The sequence below is a fragment of the Klebsiella sp. CN_Kp100 genome, from assembly GCF_040065315.1.
Lineage (GTDB): Bacteria > Pseudomonadota > Gammaproteobacteria > Enterobacterales > Enterobacteriaceae > Klebsiella > Klebsiella oxytoca.
On sequence record NZ_JBEAIJ010000043.1, the window covers coordinates 95,038 to 116,890 of the forward strand.

Annotated in this window: 19 protein-coding genes; 11 read left to right on the forward strand and 8 right to left on the reverse strand. The window is 54.4% G+C overall.

Translation table 11 applies throughout. The features are described 5' to 3' along the window. The first annotated feature begins 359 nt into the window (after positions 1 to 359). The gene (locus ABLV12_RS19165) at positions 360 to 2,579 is read left to right on the forward strand and encodes an EAL domain-containing protein (protein WP_064398142.1); all 2,220 of its coding nucleotides are present in this window, start codon (positions 360 to 362) and stop codon (positions 2,577 to 2,579) included. Between the two features lie 39 nt (positions 2,580 to 2,618). Here the strand turns inward: ABLV12_RS19165 and ppx are convergent, their stop codons facing one another. The 4 genes from ppx to purM all read right to left on the reverse strand — a co-directional run bounded on the left by ppx (position 2,619) and on the right by purM (position 8,078). Then, complete coding sequence (ppx, locus tag ABLV12_RS19170) at positions 2,619 to 4,160, reverse strand: exopolyphosphatase (protein ID WP_004114392.1); 1,542 nt, start codon at positions 4,158 to 4,160, stop codon at positions 2,619 to 2,621. 3 nt (positions 4,161 to 4,163) lie between these two features. After that, complete coding sequence (gene ppk1 / locus ABLV12_RS19175; RefSeq protein ID WP_004104435.1) at positions 4,164 to 6,224, reverse strand: polyphosphate kinase 1; 2,061 nt, start codon at positions 6,222 to 6,224, stop codon at positions 4,164 to 4,166. A 178-nt stretch (positions 6,225 to 6,402) separates the two neighbouring features. Then, positions 6,403 to 7,044, reverse strand: a complete 642-nt coding sequence (purN, locus tag ABLV12_RS19180) for a phosphoribosylglycinamide formyltransferase (protein ID WP_004114390.1) — start codon at positions 7,042 to 7,044, stop codon at positions 6,403 to 6,405. Continuing rightward, complete coding sequence (purM, locus tag ABLV12_RS19185; RefSeq protein WP_004104433.1) at positions 7,041 to 8,078, reverse strand: phosphoribosylformylglycinamidine cyclo-ligase; 1,038 nt, start codon at positions 8,076 to 8,078, stop codon at positions 7,041 to 7,043. Before purM ends, purN begins: the two co-directional genes overlap by 4 nt. A gap of 265 nt (positions 8,079 to 8,343) precedes the next feature. Here purM and bglK point away from each other — a divergent pair, with 265 nt between their 5' ends. The 5 genes from bglK to ABLV12_RS19210 all read left to right on the forward strand — a co-directional run bounded on the left by bglK (position 8,344) and on the right by ABLV12_RS19210 (position 13,669). Further along, on the forward strand, positions 8,344 to 9,237 hold the full coding sequence (gene bglK / locus ABLV12_RS19190) for a beta-glucoside kinase BglK (RefSeq protein WP_004104432.1): 894 nt from the start codon (positions 8,344 to 8,346) through the stop codon (positions 9,235 to 9,237). A 9-nt stretch (positions 9,238 to 9,246) separates the two neighbouring features. Beyond that, positions 9,247 to 10,677 (forward strand): 6-phospho-beta-glucosidase, encoded by a 1,431-nt coding sequence (locus ABLV12_RS19195; protein ID WP_024274547.1) that lies wholly within the window; start codon positions 9,247 to 9,249, stop codon positions 10,675 to 10,677. A 183-nt stretch (positions 10,678 to 10,860) separates the two neighbouring features. Beyond that, entirely contained in the window at positions 10,861 to 11,487 is a 627-nt protein-coding gene (gene upp / locus ABLV12_RS19200; RefSeq protein ID WP_004104429.1) for a uracil phosphoribosyltransferase, read from the forward strand. Positions 11,488 to 11,582: 95 nt separating this feature from the next. Further along, the gene (uraA, locus tag ABLV12_RS19205; RefSeq protein WP_004104428.1) at positions 11,583 to 12,872 is read left to right on the forward strand and encodes a uracil permease; all 1,290 of its coding nucleotides are present in this window, start codon (positions 11,583 to 11,585) and stop codon (positions 12,870 to 12,872) included. Between the two features lie 95 nt (positions 12,873 to 12,967). Then, on the forward strand, positions 12,968 to 13,669 hold the full coding sequence (locus ABLV12_RS19210) for a DnaA inactivator Hda (protein WP_213799324.1): 702 nt from the start codon (positions 12,968 to 12,970) through the stop codon (positions 13,667 to 13,669). A 39-nt stretch (positions 13,670 to 13,708) separates the two neighbouring features. On the opposite strand, the gene arsC is transcribed toward ABLV12_RS19210, so the two are convergent. Then, the gene (arsC, locus tag ABLV12_RS19215) at positions 13,709 to 14,068 is read right to left on the reverse strand and encodes an arsenate reductase (glutaredoxin) (RefSeq protein WP_004104426.1); all 360 of its coding nucleotides are present in this window, start codon (positions 14,066 to 14,068) and stop codon (positions 13,709 to 13,711) included. Positions 14,069 to 14,077: 9 nt separating this feature from the next. After that, complete coding sequence (gene bepA / locus ABLV12_RS19220; protein WP_016809534.1) at positions 14,078 to 15,541, reverse strand: beta-barrel assembly-enhancing protease; 1,464 nt, start codon at positions 15,539 to 15,541, stop codon at positions 14,078 to 14,080. Between the two features lie 229 nt (positions 15,542 to 15,770). Here bepA and ABLV12_RS19225 point away from each other — a divergent pair, with 229 nt between their 5' ends. Beyond that, entirely contained in the window at positions 15,771 to 16,838 is a 1,068-nt protein-coding gene (locus tag ABLV12_RS19225) for an AI-2E family transporter (RefSeq protein ID WP_004104424.1), read from the forward strand. 71 nt (positions 16,839 to 16,909) lie between these two features. Here ABLV12_RS19225 and bcp read toward each other — a convergent pair whose 3' ends face one another. Together bcp and ABLV12_RS19235 are read right to left on the reverse strand one after the other, a co-directional pair. Beyond that, positions 16,910 to 17,380, reverse strand: coding sequence for a thioredoxin-dependent thiol peroxidase (bcp, locus tag ABLV12_RS19230; RefSeq protein ID WP_004104423.1), 471 nt, complete (start codon positions 17,378 to 17,380; stop codon positions 16,910 to 16,912). Between the two features lie 3 nt (positions 17,381 to 17,383). Next, complete coding sequence (locus ABLV12_RS19235; RefSeq protein WP_004104421.1) at positions 17,384 to 17,953, reverse strand: glycine cleavage system transcriptional repressor; 570 nt, start codon at positions 17,951 to 17,953, stop codon at positions 17,384 to 17,386. Positions 17,954 to 18,106: 153 nt separating this feature from the next. Here ABLV12_RS19235 and dapA point away from each other — a divergent pair, with 153 nt between their 5' ends. The 4 genes from dapA to ABLV12_RS19255 all read left to right on the forward strand — a co-directional run bounded on the left by dapA (position 18,107) and on the right by ABLV12_RS19255 (position 21,847). Beyond that, on the forward strand, positions 18,107 to 18,985 hold the full coding sequence (gene dapA / locus ABLV12_RS19240) for a 4-hydroxy-tetrahydrodipicolinate synthase (protein ID WP_160886124.1): 879 nt from the start codon (positions 18,107 to 18,109) through the stop codon (positions 18,983 to 18,985). A gap of 16 nt (positions 18,986 to 19,001) precedes the next feature. Further along, entirely contained in the window at positions 19,002 to 20,036 is a 1,035-nt protein-coding gene (gene bamC, locus ABLV12_RS19245) for an outer membrane protein assembly factor BamC (RefSeq protein WP_004104418.1), read from the forward strand. A gap of 108 nt (positions 20,037 to 20,144) precedes the next feature. Further along, a complete protein-coding gene (gene purC / locus ABLV12_RS19250; RefSeq protein ID WP_004104417.1) occupies positions 20,145 to 20,858 on the forward strand; it encodes a phosphoribosylaminoimidazolesuccinocarboxamide synthase in 714 nt (237 codons plus the stop codon). A 119-nt stretch (positions 20,859 to 20,977) separates the two neighbouring features. Then, entirely contained in the window at positions 20,978 to 21,847 is an 870-nt protein-coding gene (locus ABLV12_RS19255) for a neutral zinc metallopeptidase (protein ID WP_004104416.1), read from the forward strand. The last annotated feature ends 6 nt before the right edge of the window (positions 21,848 to 21,853 follow it).

The window sequence follows — 21,853 nt, forward strand, 5'->3', positions numbered from 1 at the left end:
GACTCACAAAAGGTTCCTTAAAGTATACCCAAAGGCTGGGCGATGTGCGTATTAAGGCACAGGAAAGCGGAAGGGTCAATTGATGAGGATGTAAAAATCCCGCAGGCAAAACATTAATTAATGTTATATAAGATAATCCTCGTATTTACATGCTTTCTGCTTATGGCGGATGAATGTTAAAAAAACGGTATTATTAATATCAGCTACGTGATTTCTTGATTTATATCAATCGTCTGTTCGCAGCGATAACTAAAATCACCAGCCAGTTCCGCGTTGTTATTCCTAGCGCGATTATGACGGTTGGTTGGATGCCTGCCTGAATACACCCTGCAGGATTTAGGGTTATCCGTAGAGCATCTATGAACTTAATTAAACTTTACAGGCAATATCGGGATAAATGGTGGGCGCTACCGCTTATCTTACCTGTATGTTTGCTTCCCGTGTCACGATGGGCTAATACCGTTGCGTTGCTGGATGGTAATGAAGTCTCTCTTTACTATTTACCCCTGGCGCTAGTACTGAGCCTGATGCTGTTTTTCGGCTGGGCCGCATTACCGGGGATCGTTCTCGGGTTGTTGCTTTCCATTACGCGCGGCATGTCGCTGGAAGATACTATCGGCGTCATTTTCCATTTTCTTATTCCGACCGTTTTATGCTGGGGCGGTTATCGCGTTTTTGTCCCGCGAAGGCAGCAAATCTCGCATGGCAACGTAAGTCTGATGCCTCAGCGATTGTTCTGGCAGATGCTGTTGCCGTCCCTGATCTTTCTTATCCTGTCGCAGCTGGCCGAGTATCTGGGCATTCATCCACGCGCTACCGGGTTGATAGGGGTCAATCCCTTAAGTTTGCGTTCGCTTATCACCTTTCAGGCCCTGATGGCGGGATGTTTAACCGGCGTGCCGTTGTGCTACTTCGTTATTCGAACTATCCGCAATCCGCTTTATATCCGCGGGTTTATATCGCAAATTCGCTTACAGATCGATCCAAAAATAAAGCGCTTTGAATTTGTTATATGGGCAGCAGTGCTGGTAATTCTATTATTCCTTCTATTGATGCCGCTGAATAGTACGAGCACCATATTCAGTACAAATTATACGTTATCCTTGCTGATGCCGGTGATGTTATGGGGGGCGATGCGCTTTGGCTATCGCTTTATTTCATTAGTCTGGTCACTTGTTTTAATTATTATTATTCACTTTCACTATCAATATCTCCCGCATTCCCCGATTTATAACAATCAGCTGGCGATCACCTCCTCCAGTTATCTGGTGTTTTCATTTATTATCGCCTATATGGCAATGCTGGCGACGCAGCAGCGAGTTTTTTACTCGCGCATGCGTCGGATGGCCTTCATCGATCCGGTCGTTCGCTTGCCTAATATCCGGGCGCTGAGTCGGGCGTTAAATAAATCCTCCTGGTCCGTGCTGTGTTTCCTGCGCATTCCTGAACTGGAAATATTGGGCCGCCACTACGGTGTTCTGTTGCGTATTCAGTACAAGCAGCTGCTGGCCGAGTCGCTCAGCGAGTTACTGCGCCCTGGGGAGGATATCTACCAGATGGCAGGGCATGAGCTGGTGGTTCATCTGAACAGTGAAGGCCATCAGCAGCGCATTCCCCAGCTCTATGAGCACCTCAAAAAATTTCGTTTTGTCTGGAATGGTATGCCGCTGCAGCCGCCCGTGGGATTCAGCTATTGCAACGTTCGCTCGCCGGTGATGCATCTGCATTTGCTGCTTGGCGAACTCAACAGCGCGGCCGACCTTTCTCTGGCGACCGGAAGCCCTGAAAACTTACAGCGCCGCGGCGCCATCAATCTGCAGCAAGAGCTGAAAGACAAAGTCGCGATAATGAATCAGCTGGTGAAGGCGCTTGATCAGGATCGGTTCCTCCTGATGGCGCAGCCGATTGTCGGCATCCGCGGGGATAGCTACCACGAAGTCCTGCTCAGGATGTTGAACGACAATGATGAAATCGTCATGCCGGATATCTTTTTACCGGTAGCACACGAGTTTGGCTTCTCGGCGCGTATTGATAGCTGGGTACTCGAACATACGCTTATGTTTATGGACAAGCAGCGCAAGAAGCTGCCGGGAATGCGTCTGGCGATAAATATCTCACCTTTTTCAGTGAGCAACAGCCATTTTCATCAACAGGTGCAAGCGCTGCTGGAGCATTACGACATTGAGCCCTGGCAGATTATTTTTGAGCTGACTGAAAACCATTCACTGACAAATCCGGAACAGGCGCGTAAAACCCTGGCGCAGCTTCAGGAGCTGGGATGCCGGGTGGCAATTGATGATTTTGGCACCGGTTATGCCAGCTACGCGCGGCTGAAAACGATGAATGCGGATTTGCTGAAAATTGACGGCAGTTTTATTCGTAATCTGGTCTCCAGCAGTCTGGACTATCAGGCCGTTGCTTCCATTTGCCTGCTGGCCCGGATGAGAAACATGCAGGTAGTGGCCGAATATGTCGAAACGCCGGAGATTCGCCAGGCGGTAATTTCGCTGGGGATTGACTATATGCAGGGCTACGAGATTGGCAGACCAGCGCCGCTTGAGGCGCTGGTTGAGGCTTGACAGGACAACGGGCCGGAATTCCGGCCCGCGTGAGATAAACTAGCTGGCCGCGTCAGGCTTCTCTTCCTCGCTGATTTTTAGCCACCAGTCAGGTACGCCTTCCCAGTACTCCTGCTCTTTTTCCAGATCGAGCAGTACCAGCGCATTCTGGCTAAACCAGTCGTGCGGGAAGGTCAGCGTCCAGTGGTTGGCCTCGGTTTTCAGCGTGAGGGTCGGCGGCGTGGTCGTCGCCTGGCGCTGGTTATTCAACAGCACGCCAAGGCGCAGCAGCTGAATCAACGGCAGAAACTGCTTTTTCTTAAACAGCGTAAAACGCGGCAAATCATCCAGCTTAATCGCTTTACGGTGATAGCGAACCAGGGTGGCCATCAGCATTTGCTGTTCCTGATTAAAGCCCGGCAGATCGCTATGTTGCAGAATATAAGCCGAATGACGGTGCATGCCGCTGTGGTTAATGTTTAAGCCAACTTCATGGAGCATGGTTGCCCATTTCAGCAGCGCCGCCAGATGCGGATTGGCAAGCTTGGGATTCTGCTCCTGCCATTGCTCATAAATATGCGTGGTGGTCTCCAGGACGCGTCGCGCCTGCTCACGGTCGATGTTGTACTGGTTCGCCAGGCTTTGCGCGGTGCGGCTACGGATATCCTGATGACGGAAACGTCCTTCCATCTCGTACAGGACGCCCTCGCGCAGCGCGCCGTCGGACAAGCGCAGCTCTTTAATCGCCAGCGCGTCAAATACTCCGCACAGGATAGCCAGACCGGGCGCAAAAACGGCTTTTCGATCTTCAGACAGCCCGGGCAGGCTCAGCGAGTCGAAGTTTTTATACTTCAGCAGCTCTTCGACCAGCATCTCGAGGCGCTCCGGAGTGATGAACCCGTCTTTCTCGCCCATCGCCACCAGCACTTCGTGAGCAGCTTTAATGGTGCCGGACGCGCCCAGGGCCACGTTCCACCCCTGGATGCGGAACTGCCAGGCCAGCGTTTCCAGCTTCTGCACGGCTGAAAGTCGCGCGCGCTGGAAATTCTCTTTATTGATGACGCCGCCAGCAAAATAGGCCTGAGAGAAGCTCACGCAGCCCATACGGCGGCTTTCCACCAGGCGAGGTTCGAAATCCTCGCCGATAACCAGCTCGGTAGAGCCGCCGCCGATATCGATAACCAGCTTACGGCCTCGTTCCGGCTGCGTATGCTCAACGCCCATAAAAATCAGACGCGCTTCTTCATTGCCGGGGATGATTTCAATCGGGTAGGGGATGACCTGCTCCGCGCGCTTGAGGAATTCTGCGGCGTTTGTCGCCTGGCGCAGCGTGTGCGTGCCGACGATGCAGACGCTGGATGGATCAAAACCCTGCAGGCGCTCGGCGAATAGCGACAGGCAGTTCAGCCCGCGCGCAATAGCCTCTTCGCTCAGTACAGAGTTTTCATCCAGGCCGTCGGCCAGATGTACGCGCTGTTTCAGACGACCGATGATCTGCATTGCCCCGTCAACGACACGGGCGATCACCATATGAAAACTGTTCGAACCGAGGTCGACCGCAGCGAACTCCTGCGGCCGAGGGGCATTTTCGTTTATTGGCATAGGTTAATCGGGCTGTTCAAGTGATTTGAGGTAGTCGTATATCGCCATCTGTGCGCGCACTTTGCGGCGATTGCCGCGCGGCACGTAGCGATTACTCAGTTCTTTATCAAGATAGCGTGCTTTGACCGTATCGTTGAAGAGGAGATCGAAAATATCGAGTACGCGCTGTTTCAGACGCGGATCCAGCAGCGGTGCGGCCACTTCAATACGATAGTCAATATTGCGCGTCATCCAGTCCGCGGACGATAGCCAAACCTGCTTATCGCCGCCGTTTTCAAAGCAATAAACGCGGTCATGCTCAAGGAAACGGTCAACAATGCTGATGACGCGAATATTTTCGCTGATTCCTTCGAGGCCAGGGATCAGCGAGCACATGCCGCGAATAAGCAAATTAACCGGAACGCCTGAGCTGGAGGCGGCGTAAAGGCGGTCTACCAGGCCTTTATCGACCAGATTGTTCAGCTTCAGGGTGATTCCTGATGGCTGACTATTTTGCGCGTTGGCGATCTCGCGATCGATCATCTCATAAAGCAGTCGGCGCGAGTTTTGCGGCGATACCAGCAGGTAATCGAAGCTGACCGGACGATAGGGGTTTTCGATAAAGTTAAATACCCGGCGGACTTCATTGGTGATGCGCGCATCGGCGGTCAGCAGCGAATAGTCGGTGTACAGACGCGCGGTTTTTTCGTTGAAGTTGCCGGTACCGATGTGCGCATAGCGCACGACTTCATCACCCTCTTTACGCGAAACCAGGAACAGCTTGGCGTGAATTTTGAGACCCGGGGCGGAGAAAATGACGTGCACGCCAGCTTCGGTCAGGCGTTTAGCCCAGTGAATATTGGCTTCTTCATCGAAACGCGCCTGTAGCTCCACGACCACGGTCACTTTCTTACCGTTGTGGGCGGCGTGAATCATCGAGTCGATGATTCGTGAATCTTTCGCTACGCGGTAGATGTTGATTTTGATGGCCAGCACGCTCGGGTCGAAAGAGGCCTGGCGCAGCAGCTCAAGCACGTGTTCGAAAGTGTGGTACGGATAATAAAGCAGCACGTCGCGTTCGCGAATTGCATCAAAGCCGTTACGGAATTTATCGAACCACAGATGGCGCAGACGCGGCATCGGTTTATTCACCAGATTGGCTTTGCCGACGTTGGGGAAGCCGATAAAGTCTTTAAAATTGTGGTAACGACCGCCCGGCAGCATAGAGTCGTAGTTAGAGATGGAGAGCTTGTCGCGCAGCATTTCGACCATCGCGTCCGGCATATCGCGCTGATAAACGAAGCGCACCGGCTCGGCGGTCAGACGCTGCTTCAGGCTGGAGGACATCAGCTCCATCAGGCTCGATTCCATCTCATGCACCAGATCGTATTCGGCATCACGCGTCATTTTCATCGAGTAGGCATTCAGCGCATCGTAATCGAAAAAGCCCTTGAAGATATCATCCAGACAATAGCGCAGAATGTTGTCTAACAGAATCATTGGCTTGCGACGGCGCGGCGCTTCCGGCGGCAGATTCACAAAACGCGGCACCTTGTCTGATGGAATCTCGAGAAGCGCGTAATTGATGCTATCCCCGCGAATAATCTCGACGGCCAGATAGGTGTAATCATCCTTCAGAAACTGCACCAGATCCGTTTCGCGGTTAATCAGGATCGGCGTAATGTGCTGACGAAGATACAGCTTGAAGTAGTTGCGCAGCCAGGACTGCTGGTTGACGGAGAGCTGGCGTTCGTTAATCAGGAAAATCTGGTTACGCGCCATCTCCAGCAGCAGCTCATTGTATAAACCGTCAAACTCCTGATCGGCCTTGAGCACGCGAGCCTGGATTTTTCCCAGCAGATGGCGAGAGTGTGCGGTACTGCCTTGTTCTTCGCTAATGATGATGCGGCGCTTCAGTTCGGCAAAGCGCACCTTGTAAAATTCATCGAGGTTGTTGGAGTAAATCCCCAAAAAACGCATGCGCTCGATCAGCGGATTGCTTTTGTCCGCCGCTTCCTGAAGTACGCGCTCGTTGAAGGATAACCAGCTGAGTTCTTTTTCGATGTATAGCTTTTCCTGGCCCATTACAGCTCACACTCCGTTTTACTCACAGGACATAGACTATTATGACGAAATTTTCCGCATAGCGATTCACTCTGTCACAACAATATGACAGTAAGAAGAATTATTTCTCCAATATATTTGATTGTTAAACGATTTTAATCAAAAAAAAGCCCCACGTGGATAAACGCAGGGCGGGAGGTTACTCTTCGGCAGCGTAGCCTTGCGGCGGTAGCTTCACTTCATCAAGCCAAGCTTCGTTGCCCTCCGCGCGCAGGCGGCCGTCGACAAACCAGCTAATAGCCAGGGGATAGATATCGTGTTCCTGCGCCTGTACGCGGGCGGTAATGTCGTCTTCGGTATCTTCAGCGAAAACCGGCACCTTTGCCTGCAATACCACCGGACCGCCGTCCAGCTCATCGGTCACGAAATGCACCGACGTCCCGTGCTCCTCATCGCCATTTTCCAGCGCCTGGCGATGGGTATGCAGCCCCGGATATTTTGGCAGCAGGGAAGGGTGGATATTCAGCATCCGCCCCTGATAGTGGGCGACAAAAGCCGGACTAAGAATACGCATATAGCCGGCCAGTACCACCAGATCCGGCGCATAGGCGTCGATCTCGTGCATCAGCTCGCGATCGAAGGCTTCCCGGTTGGCAAACTGGCTGGCGGCGAGAGCGTGAGCCGGAATATTCGCCGCGCGCGCGCGCTCAAGGCCGAACGCGTCGGCCTTGTTGCTGAAGACTGCACGCAGGGTGCCGTTGATTTTTTTCCGGGCGCAGGCGTCGATAATCGCCTGCAGGTTGCTACCGTTGCCGGAAATCAGCACCACGATGTTTTTCATTCAATGACCACACGCTGTTCGGAATCAGAGGCTTTGATATACCCTATTTTCCACGCGTTTTCACCTTTGTCGTTCAGGAAGGCAATCGCCTTATCCGCCGCGTCTGCGGGCAGCGCGATTACCATGCCGACGCCGCAGTTAAAGGTGCGATACATTTCGTGGCTGCTGACGTTACCCGCGGTTTGCAGCCAGTTGAACACTTCCGGCCACTGCCAGGAAGATTCATCAATGACCGCCTGGGTGTTGTCCGGCAGGACGCGCGGGATATTTTCCCAGAAGCCGCCGCCGGTCAGATGGGCGATAGCGTGCACGTCTACGTTGGCAATCAGGTCGAGCACGGACTTCACATAAATGCGGGTCGGGGCCAGCAGGTGGTCAGCCAGCGGTTTGCCGTTGAGATCGGTGGTTTGCGGGTCAACGCCGCTGACTTCGATAATTTTGCGTACCAGAGAGTAGCCGTTAGAGTGCGGTCCGCTGGAGGCCAGCGCCACCAGCACATCGCCATCGGCTACTTTGCTGCCGTCGATAATTTCTGACTTTTCTACCACGCCGACGCAGAAACCAGCCACGTCATAATCTTCTCCGTGATACATGCCCGGCATTTCCGCCGTCTCGCCGCCCACCAGCGCGCAGCCTGACTGCAGACAACCTTCGGCAATGCCGCTGATTACGCTCGCCGCAGTATCAACATCCAGTTTGCCGGTCGCGTAGTAATCAAGGAAGAACAGCGGCTCGGCGCCCTGAACCACGAGGTCGTTTACGCACATGGCGACCAGGTCGATACCGATAGTGTCGTGGCGCTTCAGGTCCATCGCCAGACGCAGCTTGGTGCCGACGCCGTCGGTGCCGGAGACCAGAACCGGCTCGCGATACTTCTGCGGCAGCGCGCACAGCGCGCCGAATCCGCCCAGTCCACCCATCACTTCCGGGCGGCGAGTTTTCTTCACCACGCCCTTAATACGGTCGACGAGAGCGTTGCCTGCATCAATATCCACGCCGGCATCTTTATAGCTGAGAGAGGTTTTATCGGTCACTGCGAAGTCTCCACGCGTTTGCGGTAGCAATAAAAAACGGCGCAATTCTAACAGGGAAAGCAAACGTTTGCGAGCCTGCTTTGCAGTCGATGTAAAACGGCCGATAAGTGCGCAAATTTGATACCGTTCACGAAAATGAAACCGGGTACATTCTTCTGCTTGCCAGCGTTCTCAGGAATAATCATCATGCCACTGAAACCGGTTTCTTTCCTGCTGCTACGCGAGATAAACCGAGAATTTGATGGATTCTGGAGGAAAGCTGAGGATGAAAATTGCCGCATTCGATATCGGTGGCACGGCGTTAAAAATGGGGGTAATGACGCGCGAAGGCGAGCTGCTGGATAAAGGAAAGCAGACCCTTATCGACAGCGATGGCGACCAGATCCTGCAGGCGATGCTGGCGTGGATCGCCGCTCACCCGGAATGTAAAGGAGTGGCGATCAGCGCTCCCGGCTACGTTAATCCGCACACCGGCTTTATCGAAATGGGCGGCGCCATCCGTAAGTTCGATAACTTCGCTATCAAGGCCTGGCTTGAGCAGCAGGTGCGATTGCCCGTCGCCATTGAAAATGATGCTAACTGCGTGCTGCTGGCCGAGCGCTGGCGGGGTAAAGCCGCCGACATGAGCAACTTCCTGGTCCTGACCATCGGCACCGGCATCGGCGGGGCGATTTTCTGTAATAACCAGTTGGTCCACGGCGCACGTTTCCGCGCCGGCGAATTCGGTTATATGCAAACCGCGCGTCCGGGCACCCGCGATGTGCGGCGCTATTCGATGAACGAAAACTGCACGCTGCGCGTGCTGCGCCATCGCTACGCTGAGCATCTCGGCAAAGCGCTGGATGACGTCACCGGCGAAGAGATTTTTGACCGCTACGATGCGGGCGACGCGACCTGTCGACGGCTGGTCGCTGAGTTCTTTAACGGCCTGGGTACCGGGCTTTACAACCTCGTTAACTTATTCGATCCGCAAACGATTTTGATCGGCGGTGGAATTGTGGAACGACCGGGATTTCTGGCGCTGCTGCGCGAGCATCTGGCCTGGTTTGGCATTGCGGAGTATCTCGACACCGTCAGCCACGGCAACGATGCCGGGCTGGTAGGCGCGGTTTACCATTTCAATCAGCAACACCGGTCGCAGAGCGGCGACTGCGCATAGGGAGAGAACATGTCTGGATTTAAAGAAGGTTTTCTGTGGGGCGGTGCGGTAGCGGCGCATCAGCTGGAAGGCGGCTGGAAAGAGGGCGGTAAAGGGGTGAGCGTCGCCGATGTGATGACCGCAGGCGCGCACGGCGTACCGCGCGAAATCACTGATGGCGTCCTGCCAGGGAAAAACTATCCCAACCACGAGGCGATTGATTTCTACCATCGTTATAAAGACGACGTTCAGCTGTTTGCCGAAATGGGCTTCAAGTGTTTCCGCACCTCCATTGCCTGGACGAGGATCTTCCCGCAGGGCGATGAGCAAGAACCTAACGAAGCCGGCCTGCAGTTTTACGATGACCTGTTCGACGAGTGCCTGAAGCACGGCATTGAGCCGGTGATTACGCTCTCCCACTTCGAAATGCCGTACCATCTGGTGACGGAGTACGGCGGCTGGCGTAACCGTAAGCTGATTGATTTCTTCGTCCGCTTTGCCCGGGTGGTGTTTACCCGCTACCAGCATAAAGTGAAGTACTGGATGACCTTTAATGAGATCAATAACCAGGCCAATTTCCACGAAGATTTTGCCCCGTTTACTAACTCCGGACTGAAGTATCTGCCGGGTGAAGACCGTGAGCCGGTGATGTATCAGGCAGCGCACTATGAGCTGGTCGCCAGCGCGCTGGCGGTTAAGGCCGCCCGCGAAATTAACCCGTCGTTGCAGGTGGGCTGCATGATCGCCATGTGTCCTATTTACCCGCTGAGCTGCGCGCCCAACGATATGATGATGGCGATGAACGCCATGCATCGCCGCTACTGGTTTACCGACGTTCACGTGCGCGGCAAATATCCGCAGCACCTGCTGAACTACTTCGAGCGCCGCGGTTTTAAACTGGATATCACCGAAGAAGACCGTGCGGCGCTGACTCAGGGCTGCGTCGATTATATTGGCTTTAGCTACTATATGTCGTTTGCCACGAAAGCAACGGATGACAATCCGCTGCTGGATTATGACGAAACCACCAGCCTGGTTTCCAATCCGTACGTGCAGAAGTCAGACTGGGGCTGGCAGATTGATCCGGTCGGGCTGCGCTACTCCCTGAACTGGTTCTGGGACCATTATCAGTTGCCGCTGTTTATTGTGGAGAACGGCTTTGGCGCCATTGACGTGCGCGAAGCGGACGGTTCGGTAGATGACCAGTACCGTATCGACTATCTCTCCGCCCATATCGCCGAGATGAAAAAAGCGGTTGTTGAGGATGGCGTCGACCTGATGGGCTACACCCCGTGGGGCTGTATCGATCTGGTCTCCGCAGGTACCGGCGAGATGAAAAAACGCTACGGGTTTATCTATGTAGATAAAGACAATGAAGGTAAGGGCACCCTGGCGCGTAGCCGCAAGAAATCTTTTGCCTGGTATCAGCAGGTTATCAGCAGCAACGGCGAAAAGCTATAAACAGCCCTAAAGCCCCATTCAGCCCCGCTTTCGCGGGGTTTTTTTTATTTTGTTTTATACTGGCTCAGGCAGCGTAAAGCATTTTGGTTGATCCCGGTCAAACATATCGGCTATGGCGTAAAAGGAAAAAGGCGGTATAATCCGGCGATTTTTTTTGTGGCTGCCCCTCAGAGGAGAAAGAGAATGAAGATCGTGGAAGTGAAACACCCACTCGTCAAACACAAGCTGGGCCTGATGCGTGAGCACGACATCAGCACCAAACGCTTCCGTGAACTCGCCTCAGAAGTTGGCAGCTTACTGACTTATGAAGCCACCGCCGATCTGGCGACTGAAAAAGTGACCATCGAAGGCTGGAACGGCCCGGTAGAAGTTGAGCAGATCAAGGGTAAAAAAATTACCGTTGTGCCGATTCTGCGCGCGGGTCTGGGGATGATGGAAGGTGTGCTTGAGCACGTGCCAAGCGCGCGCATCAGCGTGGTAGGCATCTATCGTAACGAAGAGACCCTTGAGCCGGTTCCTTACTTCCAGAAGCTGGTATCCAATATCGACGAACGCATGGCGCTGGTAGTTGACCCGATGCTGGCAACCGGCGGCTCGATGATCGCCACCATCGACCTGCTAAAAAAAGCCGGCTGCTCCAGCATTAAGGTGCTGGTTCTGGTGGCCGCGCCGGAAGGTATCGCCGCGCTGGAGAAAGCGCATCCGGACGTTGAGCTGTATACCGCGTCCATCGACCAGGGCCTGAACGAGCACGGATACATTATTCCGGGGCTCGGCGATGCCGGCGATAAGATTTTTGGTACGAAATAAACGATGAAGTAGAAAAAGCCGACTTTAAGAGTCGGCTTTTTTTTGAATAAAACACACCAACAGCAATCAACAAACGACTCTCAGAGGAAAATGCCATGACGCGCCGTGCTATCGGGGTGAGTGAAAGACCGCCGCTTTTACAGACAATCCCGCTTAGTTTGCAACATCTGTTCGCCATGTTTGGCGCAACGGTACTGGTGCCCGTTCTGTTTCACATCAATCCGGCCACGGTACTGCTGTTTAACGGCATCGGAACGCTGTTATACCTTTTCATCTGCAAAGGCAAAATCCCGGCTTATCTGGGATCGAGCTTTGCGTTTATTTCTCCGGTACTGCTTCTGCTACCGTTGGGCTACGAAGTCGCTCTCGGCGGCTTTATCATGTGCGGCGTGCTGTTTTGCATCGTCTCCTTTATTGTCAAAAAAGCCGGCACCGGCTGGCTTGATGTGATGTTCCCCCCGGCGGCGATGGGCGCGATTGTTGCGGTTATCGGGCTGGAGCTGGCGGGCGTCGCGGCGAATATGGCCGGTCTGCTGCCCGCAGAGGGACAATCGCCGGACAGCAAAACCATCATCATTTCGATGGTGACGCTGGCGGTGACGGTCTTCGGTTCGGTGCTGTTCCGCGGTTTCCTGGCGATTATCCCGATTTTAATCGGCGTCCTGGTTGGCTACGCGCTCTCCTTCGTAATGGGCGTTGTCGACACGACGCCCATCGCCGAGGCCCACTGGTTCGCGCTGCCGACCTTCTACACCCCGCGCTTTGAATGGTTTGCGATTTTCACCATTCTTCCAGCCGCGCTGGTGGTGATCGCCGAGCACGTTGGGCATCTGGTGGTAACGGCCAATATCGTCAAAAAAGATCTGATCCGCGATCCGGGCCTGCATCGTTCAATGTTTGCCAACGGTCTCTCCACGGTGATCTCCGGCTTCTTTGGCTCCACGCCGAACACCACCTACGGCGAGAACATTGGCGTGATGGCGATTACCCGCGTTTACAGTACCTGGGTTATCGGCGGCGCGGCGATCATCGCGATTCTGCTCTCCTGCGTCGGCAAGCTGGCGGCGGCGATCCAGATTATCCCGCTGCCGGTAATGGGCGGCGTCTCTCTGCTGCTATACGGAGTGATTGGCGCATCGGGTATTCGCGTGCTGATCGAATCAAAAGTCGATTACAACAAGGCGCAGAACCTGATTCTGACCTCCGTCATCCTGATTATCGGCGTGAGCGGTGCAAAAGTGCATATCGGCGCCGCCGAACTGAAAGGCATGGCGCTGGCGACGATTGTTGGCGTCGGCCTGAGTCTGATCTTTAAACTGATCGGCGTCTTGCGTCCGGAAGAGGTCGTTCTCGACGCTGCCGATAGCGAAGAAGCAAAACATTGATCCTTATACCGGGCGGCGATCCTGCCCGGTTCTCTCCTTGCATATTTCTGTGCTAAACTCTCCGCGTTTTTCTGAAAGCCTATGTTGAGGTCCATCTGAACGCACCGGCACAGCTCTCTTTGCCACTGTATCTTCCCGATGATGAAACTTTCGCAAGTTTCTGGCCGGGTGATAACCCTTCTCTTCTTGCCGCCCTGCAAAATGTGCTGCGGCAGGAGCATAGCGGATACATCTATATCTGGTCACGCGAAGGGGCGGGGCGCAGCCATCTCCTGCACGCAGCATGCGCGGAACTTTCCCAGCGCGGTGATGCGGTGGGCTATGTGCCGCTGGATAAACGGACGTGGTTTGTTCCTGAAGTGCTGGACGGAATGGAGCAGCTATCGCTGGTTTGCATCGACAATATTGAATGCGTGGCGGGCGATGAGCTGTGGGAAATGGCGATTTTCGACCTCTACAACCGCATCCTCGAATCCGGTAAAACCCGGCTGCTGATCACCGGCGATCGACCGCCGCGCCAGCTCAAGCTGGGCCTGCCGGATCTTGCCTCGCGCCTCGACTGGGGACAAATCTACAAGCTGCAGCCGCTATCGGATGAAGATAAGCTCCAGGCGCTTCAGCTGCGGGCGAGGCTGCGCGGCTTTGAAATGCCGGAAGACGTCTGCCGGTTCCTCCTCAAGCGCTTGGATCGTGAAATGCGCTCGCTGTTTATGACGCTCGATCAGCTCGATCGCGCTTCTATAACCGCCCAGCGCAAGCTGACCATTCCTTTCGTCAAAGAGATCCTCAAGCTGTAGCGGGCCGCGGCTTCCGAAGCCAACCGCGGCAGGATGATGCTAGTTAACGATCTCCAGTACCTGCTCCGGCGGGCGGCCGATACGGGCCTCGCCGTGGCTGACGACAATAGGGCGCTCAATCAGTTTTGGATTATCGATCATTGCCTGGATCAGCGCATCTTCGCTGAGCTGCGGATTAGCGAGATCCAGCGATTTATAGAGATCTTCTTTCTGGCGCATTAACTCGCGCGCGCTGGCCATTCCTAACATTTTCAGCAGCTGGCGCAGCGTGGCGGCATCCGGCGGCGTCTCCAGATAGAGCACCACTTCAGGGTCGATACCGTTAGCCTTCAGCAGGCTCAACGTGTCGCGGCTCTTGGAGCAGCGCGGGTTGTGATAGATTTTGACCGTATCGGACATGAGATCTCCTTACATTTTCTGGTACGGTTTAAAGCGTTGCTGCAGCTGGCGCAGCTGATCGATACGCGCATCGTAGCGGGCCTGCTGTAAGCTGCCTAATTTCACCTGCGAGCTGGCGCTGCTGAGCAGGGTAATCGCCTGATCGAGGCGGCCTACCAGCGCCATCCCTTCTGCTCTGGCAGCCAGCTCCTGATCGCGATTGCCCAGTTTGGCTTCCGCCTGCGCCAGCAGCTCCCAACCGTTGATGTCGTCTTTATTATTAAAGGTGTAGCGGTTAAGGATATTCGCGGCTTCCGCCGGTTGTCCTCCTTCCAGCAGGGCGTTGGCGAGGTTGAGCTGCAGCACCGGGTTGGTGCGCAGTTCGCGAGCGCTTTTCAGGCGGTTAATCGCGTCTGTCGCTCTTTTTTGCCCGAGGTCGATATCGGTGGCCAGGTCGAGATACCAGGCGTTCTGCGGTTCTGCGGTCAGCAACGGCTGTAGCGTTTTGCGCGCCAGATCGTAGTTGTTGTTGCCCATTGCCAGCAGAGCGCGACCGTACTGGGCGGCGTGCTGTTCGCGAATATTGCCTTTTTCCCAACTGCTCAGTAGGTCATTGCCCAGCTTATTATCGCCGGAAGTGTACATACCGAGCGTTCTGGCTTTCGCCAGATAGAAGTCAGCTGAGGACTGTACGACAACCGGGCGCATTTGATTCGCGCGGTTGCGGGCGTCGGCAAGCCGGCTTTCCGGCAGCGGGTGCGTCAGCAGCATTTCCGGCGGACGGGTGGAGTAGCGCGATTCGTCGAGCAGCTTCCCCATAAACGCCGGCATCGCCTGCGGGTCGAACCCAGAGCGCTGAAGGACCTGAATACCAATGCGGTCGGCCTCTTCTTCGTTTTGACGGGTAAAGCTGATCATTCCCTGCTGGCTACCCGCCAGGGTACCGGTCAGCGCGGCCATACCGGCCTGCGGGCTGGCCATCGCCAGAAGAATTGAACCCAGCGCACCGACCCAGGTGAGCGGGGCGTTACGCTTTTGGTCTTCCATGGCGCGGGCAAGGTGGCGCTGGGTAACGTGAGAAATTTCGTGCGCCATGACCGATGCCAGCTCGCTTTCGTTATCCGAGTAGCGGAACAGGGCCGAGTGCAGCACCACGTTGCCGCCGAAGAAAGCAAAGGCGTTAATCTGATCGTTATTGATTAAATAAAAGTGGAACGGGGTGCGCACGGAATTGGCGTGCGAGACCAGGCGCATGCCTAAACCGTTAATATATTGCACCAGCAGCGGGTCATTAATTAACGGCGCACTGCCGCGCAGCTGGCGTACATAGTAGTCTCCCATCTGCATTTCCTGGCCGATGGAGAGCGTGCTTCCTGCGGAGGTGCCCATGTCCGGCAGGGTGTCTGCGGTGTCGGCAAAAGCAGGTAATATTGAACCCAGCGTCAGCGACGCTATGACGGTCGCCACCAGCGTTTTCTTCAACTGCCTGAACATAACCTCTGTCCTGTAATGTAGGTGTGCCAGTTTGACCGATTGTGCGGCGTAATGTTCCCTGACCGCAAGCAGGTTCAGCGAGTTTAGCCGTCGTTCGCGGCGTTGCAAATATGATATTCACCCGGTCATTAATGTTTGTGGTTTTACCCATAAAAAGCGAAGTCTTTTTTGTGACATTTCGATACAATTCCTGAGATTGTTACAGCTTTGCTCTTCAGGGAAGGGTTTTATGCTTCAGATGTTAATGCAGTGGTACCGTCGACGGTTCAGCGATCCGGAGGCGATAGCGCTGCTGGTCATTTTGCTGGCCGGGTTCGGCATTATGTTTTTCTTCAGCGGCCTGCTGGCGCCTTTGTTAGTGTCGATTGTTCTGGCCTATTTGCTGGAGTGGCCTACCGTCAGACTGGAGCGTATCGGTTTTTCACGTACCTGGGCCACGTCGGTTGTGCTGATTCTGTTCGTCGGTATTCTGCTCCTGATGGCGTTCGTGGTGATGCCTGTTGCCTGGCAGCAGGGTATTTATCTGATTCGCGATATGCCGGGAATGCTGAATAAGCTTTCCGATTTCGCCGCCACGGTGCCGCGCCGTTATCCGGCCTTAATGGATGCCGGGATTATCGACGCGATGGCGGAGAACATGCGCAGCCGGATGTTAACCGTCGGCGATTCGGTGGTGAAATATTCGCTGGCCTCCCTGGTCGGGCTGCTGACGCTGGCGGTCTACCTGGTGTTGGTTCCGCTGATGGTTTTCTTTCTGCTGAAAGATAAAGAGCAGATGCTTAACGCCGTGCGTCGGGTGCTGCCGCGCAACCGCGGCCTGGCCGGGCAGGTGTGGAAAGAGATGAACCAGCAAATTACCAACTATATCCGCGGTAAGGTGCTGGAGATGATCGTCGTCGGCGTGGCGACGTGGATTGGCTTTATCCTTTTTGGCCTTAACTATTCGCTGCTGCTGGCGGTACTGGTCGGATTTTCGGTATTAATTCCCTATATCGGCGCCTTTGTGGTCACTATTCCGGTGGTGGGCGTGGCGTTGTTCCAGTTTGGCGCGGGCACCGAGTTCTGGAGCCTGTTTGCGGTTTACCTGATTATTCAGGGGCTGGACGGCAACCTGCTGGTGCCGGTACTGTTCTCGGAAGCCGTTAACCTGCATCCGCTGGTCATTATTCTGTCGGTGGTGATTTTCGGTGGTCTGTGGGGATTCTGGGGAGTGTTCTTCGCGATCCCGCTGGCGACGCTCATCAAAGCGGTGGTGCATGCCTGGCCGGATGGCCTGATAGTGGAAGACGAGCATTAGCGCGAAGCCGCAAAGAATGGCCTAAAAAAAGACGCCGGGCGATGACCCGGCGTCTTGCGTTTACTCGTGCATCAGGCGTTTTCTTTCAGCCAGTTCAGCACCACGTCGTGGTGATTGCTGGTTTTGAAGTCGTCAAAAACATGTTCGATTTTGCCATTGGCATCGATGAGGAAGCTAATACGATGAATACCGTCGTAGGTTTTCCCCATAAAGGTTTTTTCACCCCAGATACCGAACTGCTCGCACACCTGATGATCTTCATCAGACAGCAGAGTGAAGTTCAGCAGCTCTTTTTCGGCGAAACGGGAGAGTTTTTCTGGTTTATCCGTACTGATTCCCAGAACTTCAACGCCTGCTTTTTTCAGGTCGTCCATATTATCGCGTAAACCGCACGCCTGTACGGTGCAGCCCGGGGTCATGGCTTTGGGATAAAAATAAACCAGAACACGCTGTCCCTGGAAGTCGGTCAAATTTACTTCCTCGCCGTCCTGGTCCGGTAAGCTAAATTTCGGTGCAATATCACCGGCTTTCAGTGGGTTCATCACTCAAACTCCATCCTGTTCATCATGCTGTGAATAATTAACGATGTTAATACTGCCTTGTGCATTCAGTTCTGTACATAGGGCTTTGAACGCTTGTTCGATATTTGATGCATTTTGCGTAGTCGGGCTGTGGGCGGTGATTTGAATAAAAAGCTGTGCTGAATCGTCGTTCGCTCCCGGCTGAGTACGGGAAACCAGTTCGGCAATGTTCATTTTCCACGTATCGCACAGAGCCGTGAATCGCTCAATGATGTGCGGTGAATCCGGCACCTCAACCTGAACCCAGACGCTATTCTGCATCGCCTGCGGCGGCCTTGCGGTTGTACGCTTCATCACGATAAGCAGATCCAGCTCGGCGCCTTTCAGCGGCAGAGTTGATTCAATCAGGTTAATCGCATTCCACGAACCGGAAAGCAGCATGATAAACGTAAACTCATCGCCAAGCATGGCCAGCCGACTGTCTTCGATATTACAGCCGCAGCTGCTGACGTGACGAGTGATCGTATTCACGATGCCTGGGCGGTCAGCACCCAACGCGGTAATAACCAGATAGTGTTGTAATGAGGCTGTCAAACCTGTTCTTCCTTTAAAAAGGTGAGGTAACGTTAGGAAAGCATAAAAAAAACCGGCATACAACATCCCTGATGGCATCGGCTCTCTTGCTTTTATTGCGGCACCAAACGTAACATTGAGAATCTTGTCCCACTTATGCTCTGAGGATGGCCCATGTTTACGGGAAGTATTGTAGCGCTTGTCACGCCGATGGATGAAAACGGCAACGTTTGCCGGTCAAGCCTGAAAAAACTGATTGATTACCATGTCGCCAACGGAACCTCGGCGATTGTTTCGGTAGGTACTACCGGAGAGTCCGCAACATTGAGCCATGAAGAGCATGGTGACGTGGTCATGCAGACGCTGGAACTGGCCGACGGGCGTATCCCGGTCATTGCCGGTACCGGTGCTAATGCAACCGCAGAGGCGATTAGCCTGACTAAAAGATTTAACGATAGCGGCGTGGTTGGCTGCCTGACGGTAACGCCTTATTACAACCGTCCGACTCAGGAAGGACTCTTCCAACACTTTAAAGCTATCGCAGAACATACTGACCTGCCGCAAATTCTGTATAATGTGCCCTCCCGTACCGGTTGCGATATGCTGCCTGAAACCGTTGGTCGTCTGGCGGAAATCAAAAATATTATCGGTATTAAGGAAGCGACGGGGAACTTAAGCCGGGTTCATCAGATCAAAGAGCTGGTTTCAGATGACTTTATTCTGCTGAGCGGCGATGACGCGACCGGAATGGACTTTATGCAACTAGGCGGCCATGGCGTGATTTCCGTAACGACAAACGTTGCGGCGCGTGAAATGGCCGAGATGTGCCGACTGGCGCTAGCAGGTCAATTTGCCGAAGCTCGTGCGATTAACCAGCGTCTGATGCCATTGCATACCAAATTATTTGTCGAACCCAACCCTATCCCGGTCAAGTGGGCCTGTAAGGCGTTGGGTCTTGTGGCGACCGATACGCTACGCCTGCCGATGACCCCGATTACCGAAAACGGTACGAGGGTTGTTACCGCAGCGCTGAAGCATGCCGGTTTGCTGTAAAGTTTAGGGAGATTTGATGGCTTACTCAGTACAGAAGTCGCGCCTGGCGAAGGTTGCGGGTGTTTCGCTGGTTCTACTCCTCGCGGCCTGTAGTTCTGACTCGCGCTATAAGCGTCAGGTGAGCGGCGACGAGGCCTATTTGCAGGCTACGCCGCTTAGTGAACTTCACGCGCCAGCAGGTATGATTCTGCCGGTTCAGGTGGGTGATTATAATATTCCGGTTGCGACCAGCACCGGTAACACAGGCAAAGCGCTGGATATTCGTCCGCCAGCCCAGCCTCTGGCGCTGGTCAGCGGCGCGCGCACGCAGTTTAACGGTGATACCGCAACGCTGATGGTGGAAAACGGGCGCAGCGGTTCGCTGTGGGCGCAGGTGGCAAGCATCGTGCAGTCGAAAAACTACACTATCGCTAAACGCGACGATGCCAGCCAGACGCTGAATACCGACTGGGTCGAATGGAATCGCCTCGATGAAGACCAGCAGTATCGTGGTCGCTATCAAATCTCAGTTAAACAGCAGGGCTACCAGCAGGCGGTGATCGTGAAGCTGGTGAATCTGGAGCAGGCAGGTAAACCTGTTGCCGATCCGGCTTCGCTGCAGCGCTACAGTACCGCCATGCTGAACGTCATTTCCGAAGGTCTGGATCTGAACGCGACCAGCGCGCAGAACGCCGCGCAGAAAAATGCCGGGGCAACCTTCGACGTGCAGAGCGGGGCTGATGATACCGGCCTGCCGATGCTGATCGTTCGCGCACCGTTTAATCTGGTATGGCAACGCCTGCCGGGCGCGCTGGAAAAAGTGGGTATGAAGGTAACTGATAGTTCTCGCTCTCAGGGTAACTTGTCCGTGACCTATAAACCGCTTTCCGACAGCGGCTGGACCGATCTGGGTGCTCGCGACCCACAGCTGGTGTCCGGCGATTATAAACTGCAGGTCGGGGACCTCGATAACCGCAGCAGTCTGCAGTTCATCGACCCGAAAGGCCATACTCTGACGCAGTCGCAAAATGATGCCCTGGTTGCCGTATTCCAGGCCGCATTAAGTAAGTAATTAACAGGGCTGGAGCAATCCGGCCCTTTTTAATGTATAGTGACGCAAACGTGTGCGTCGGCAGAAAAGCACAAATTTTTATCGTTAATCATCACTGGAGTGACAAAGATGCAAAAGCAAGCTGAGTTGTATCGTGGTAAGGCGAAGACGGTATACAGCACCGAAAACCCGGATCTGTTGATACTCGAATTCCGTAACGATACGTCAGCAGGGGACGGCGCTCGCATTGAGCAGTTCGATCGTAAAGGCATGGTGAACAACAAGTTCAACCATTTCATTATGAGCAAGCTGGCGGAAGCGGGTATCCCGACCCAGATGGAAGCGCTGTTGTCCGATACCGAGTGTCTGGTTAAAAAGCTGGATATGGTGCCGGTGGAGTGCGTGGTGCGTAACCGCGCTGCCGGTTCGCTGGTGAAACGCTTAGGGATTGAAGAGGGCATCGAGCTGAACCCGCCGCTGTTCGACCTGTTCCTGAAGAACGACGCCATGCACGATCCGATGGTCAACGAATCCTACTGCGAAACCTTTGGCTGGGTGAGCAAAGAGAACCTGGCGCGTATGCAGGAGCTGACCTACAAAGCTAACGATGTGCTGAAAAAGCTGTTTGACGATGCGGGCCTGATCCTGGTGGACTTCAAGCTGGAATTTGGTCTGTTCAAAGGCGAAGTGGTGCTTGGGGATGAGTTTTCTCCGGACGGCAGCCGTCTGTGGGATAAAAAGACCATGGATAAAATGGACAAAGACCGTTTCCGCCAGAGCCTCGGCGGCCTGATTGAAGCCTACGAAGAAGTCGCTCATCGCCTGGGCGTGAAGCTCGACTAATCCCCTACGCCAGGAGAAGTTTTCTTCTTCTGGCGCTCTTCTTGCTGTTTCCTGTGGTAATCCTTCGCTGAACCGCCTACGATCTTATTCATTGGTTAATATGATGAATTGAGGTGCTTATGCGCTGGCAAGGACGTCGCGAGAGCGACAATGTTGAAGATCGTCGTAGTCAATCTGGTTCGCCAATGGGCGGCGGGGGCGGTTTTCGTCTCCCCAGCGGCAAAGGCGGCATTGTGCTGCTGATTATTGTTCTGGTGGCGGGCTATTACGGCGTCGATTTAACTGGCATGCTGACCGGCGAGCCGGTATCTCCGCAGCAAACCACCACCCAACGCTCCATCAGCCCGCAGGATGAAGAAGCCGCAAAATTCACTAAGGTGATTCTGGCGGACACGGAAGATACCTGGGGAGCAATATTTAAAGATATGGGCCGCCAGTATCCGCAGCCCAAACTGGTGATGTACCGCGGCGCGACGCGGACCGCCTGCGGTACCGGTCAGTCCGTTATGGGGCCTTTTTACTGCCCGGCGGACAGCACGGTGTATATCGACCTGTCATTCTACGATGAGATGAGAAACAAGCTTGGCGCCGGCGGCGATTTCGCACAGGGCTACGTTATCGCCCACGAGGTTGGCCACCACGTACAAAAGCTGCTGGGTATTGAATCGAAAGTGCGTCAGCTACAGCAAAACGCTTCGCAGGCGGAAGCGAATCGCCTGTCGGTAAAAATGGAACTACAGGCGGACTGCTTCGCTGGCGTCTGGGGCTACAACATGCAGAAGCAGGACTACATGGAGACCGGCGACCTCCAGGAAGCGCTGAATGCCGCAGAGGCGATTGGCGACGATCGCCTGCAGCAGCAGAGCCAGGGGCGGGTGGTGCCGGACAGCTTTACCCATGGAACGTCGCAGCAGCGCTATACCTGGTTTAAACGCGGCTTCGATAGCGGCGACCCGGCGCAGTGCAACACCTTCGGCAATGCGCTGTAATGCTCT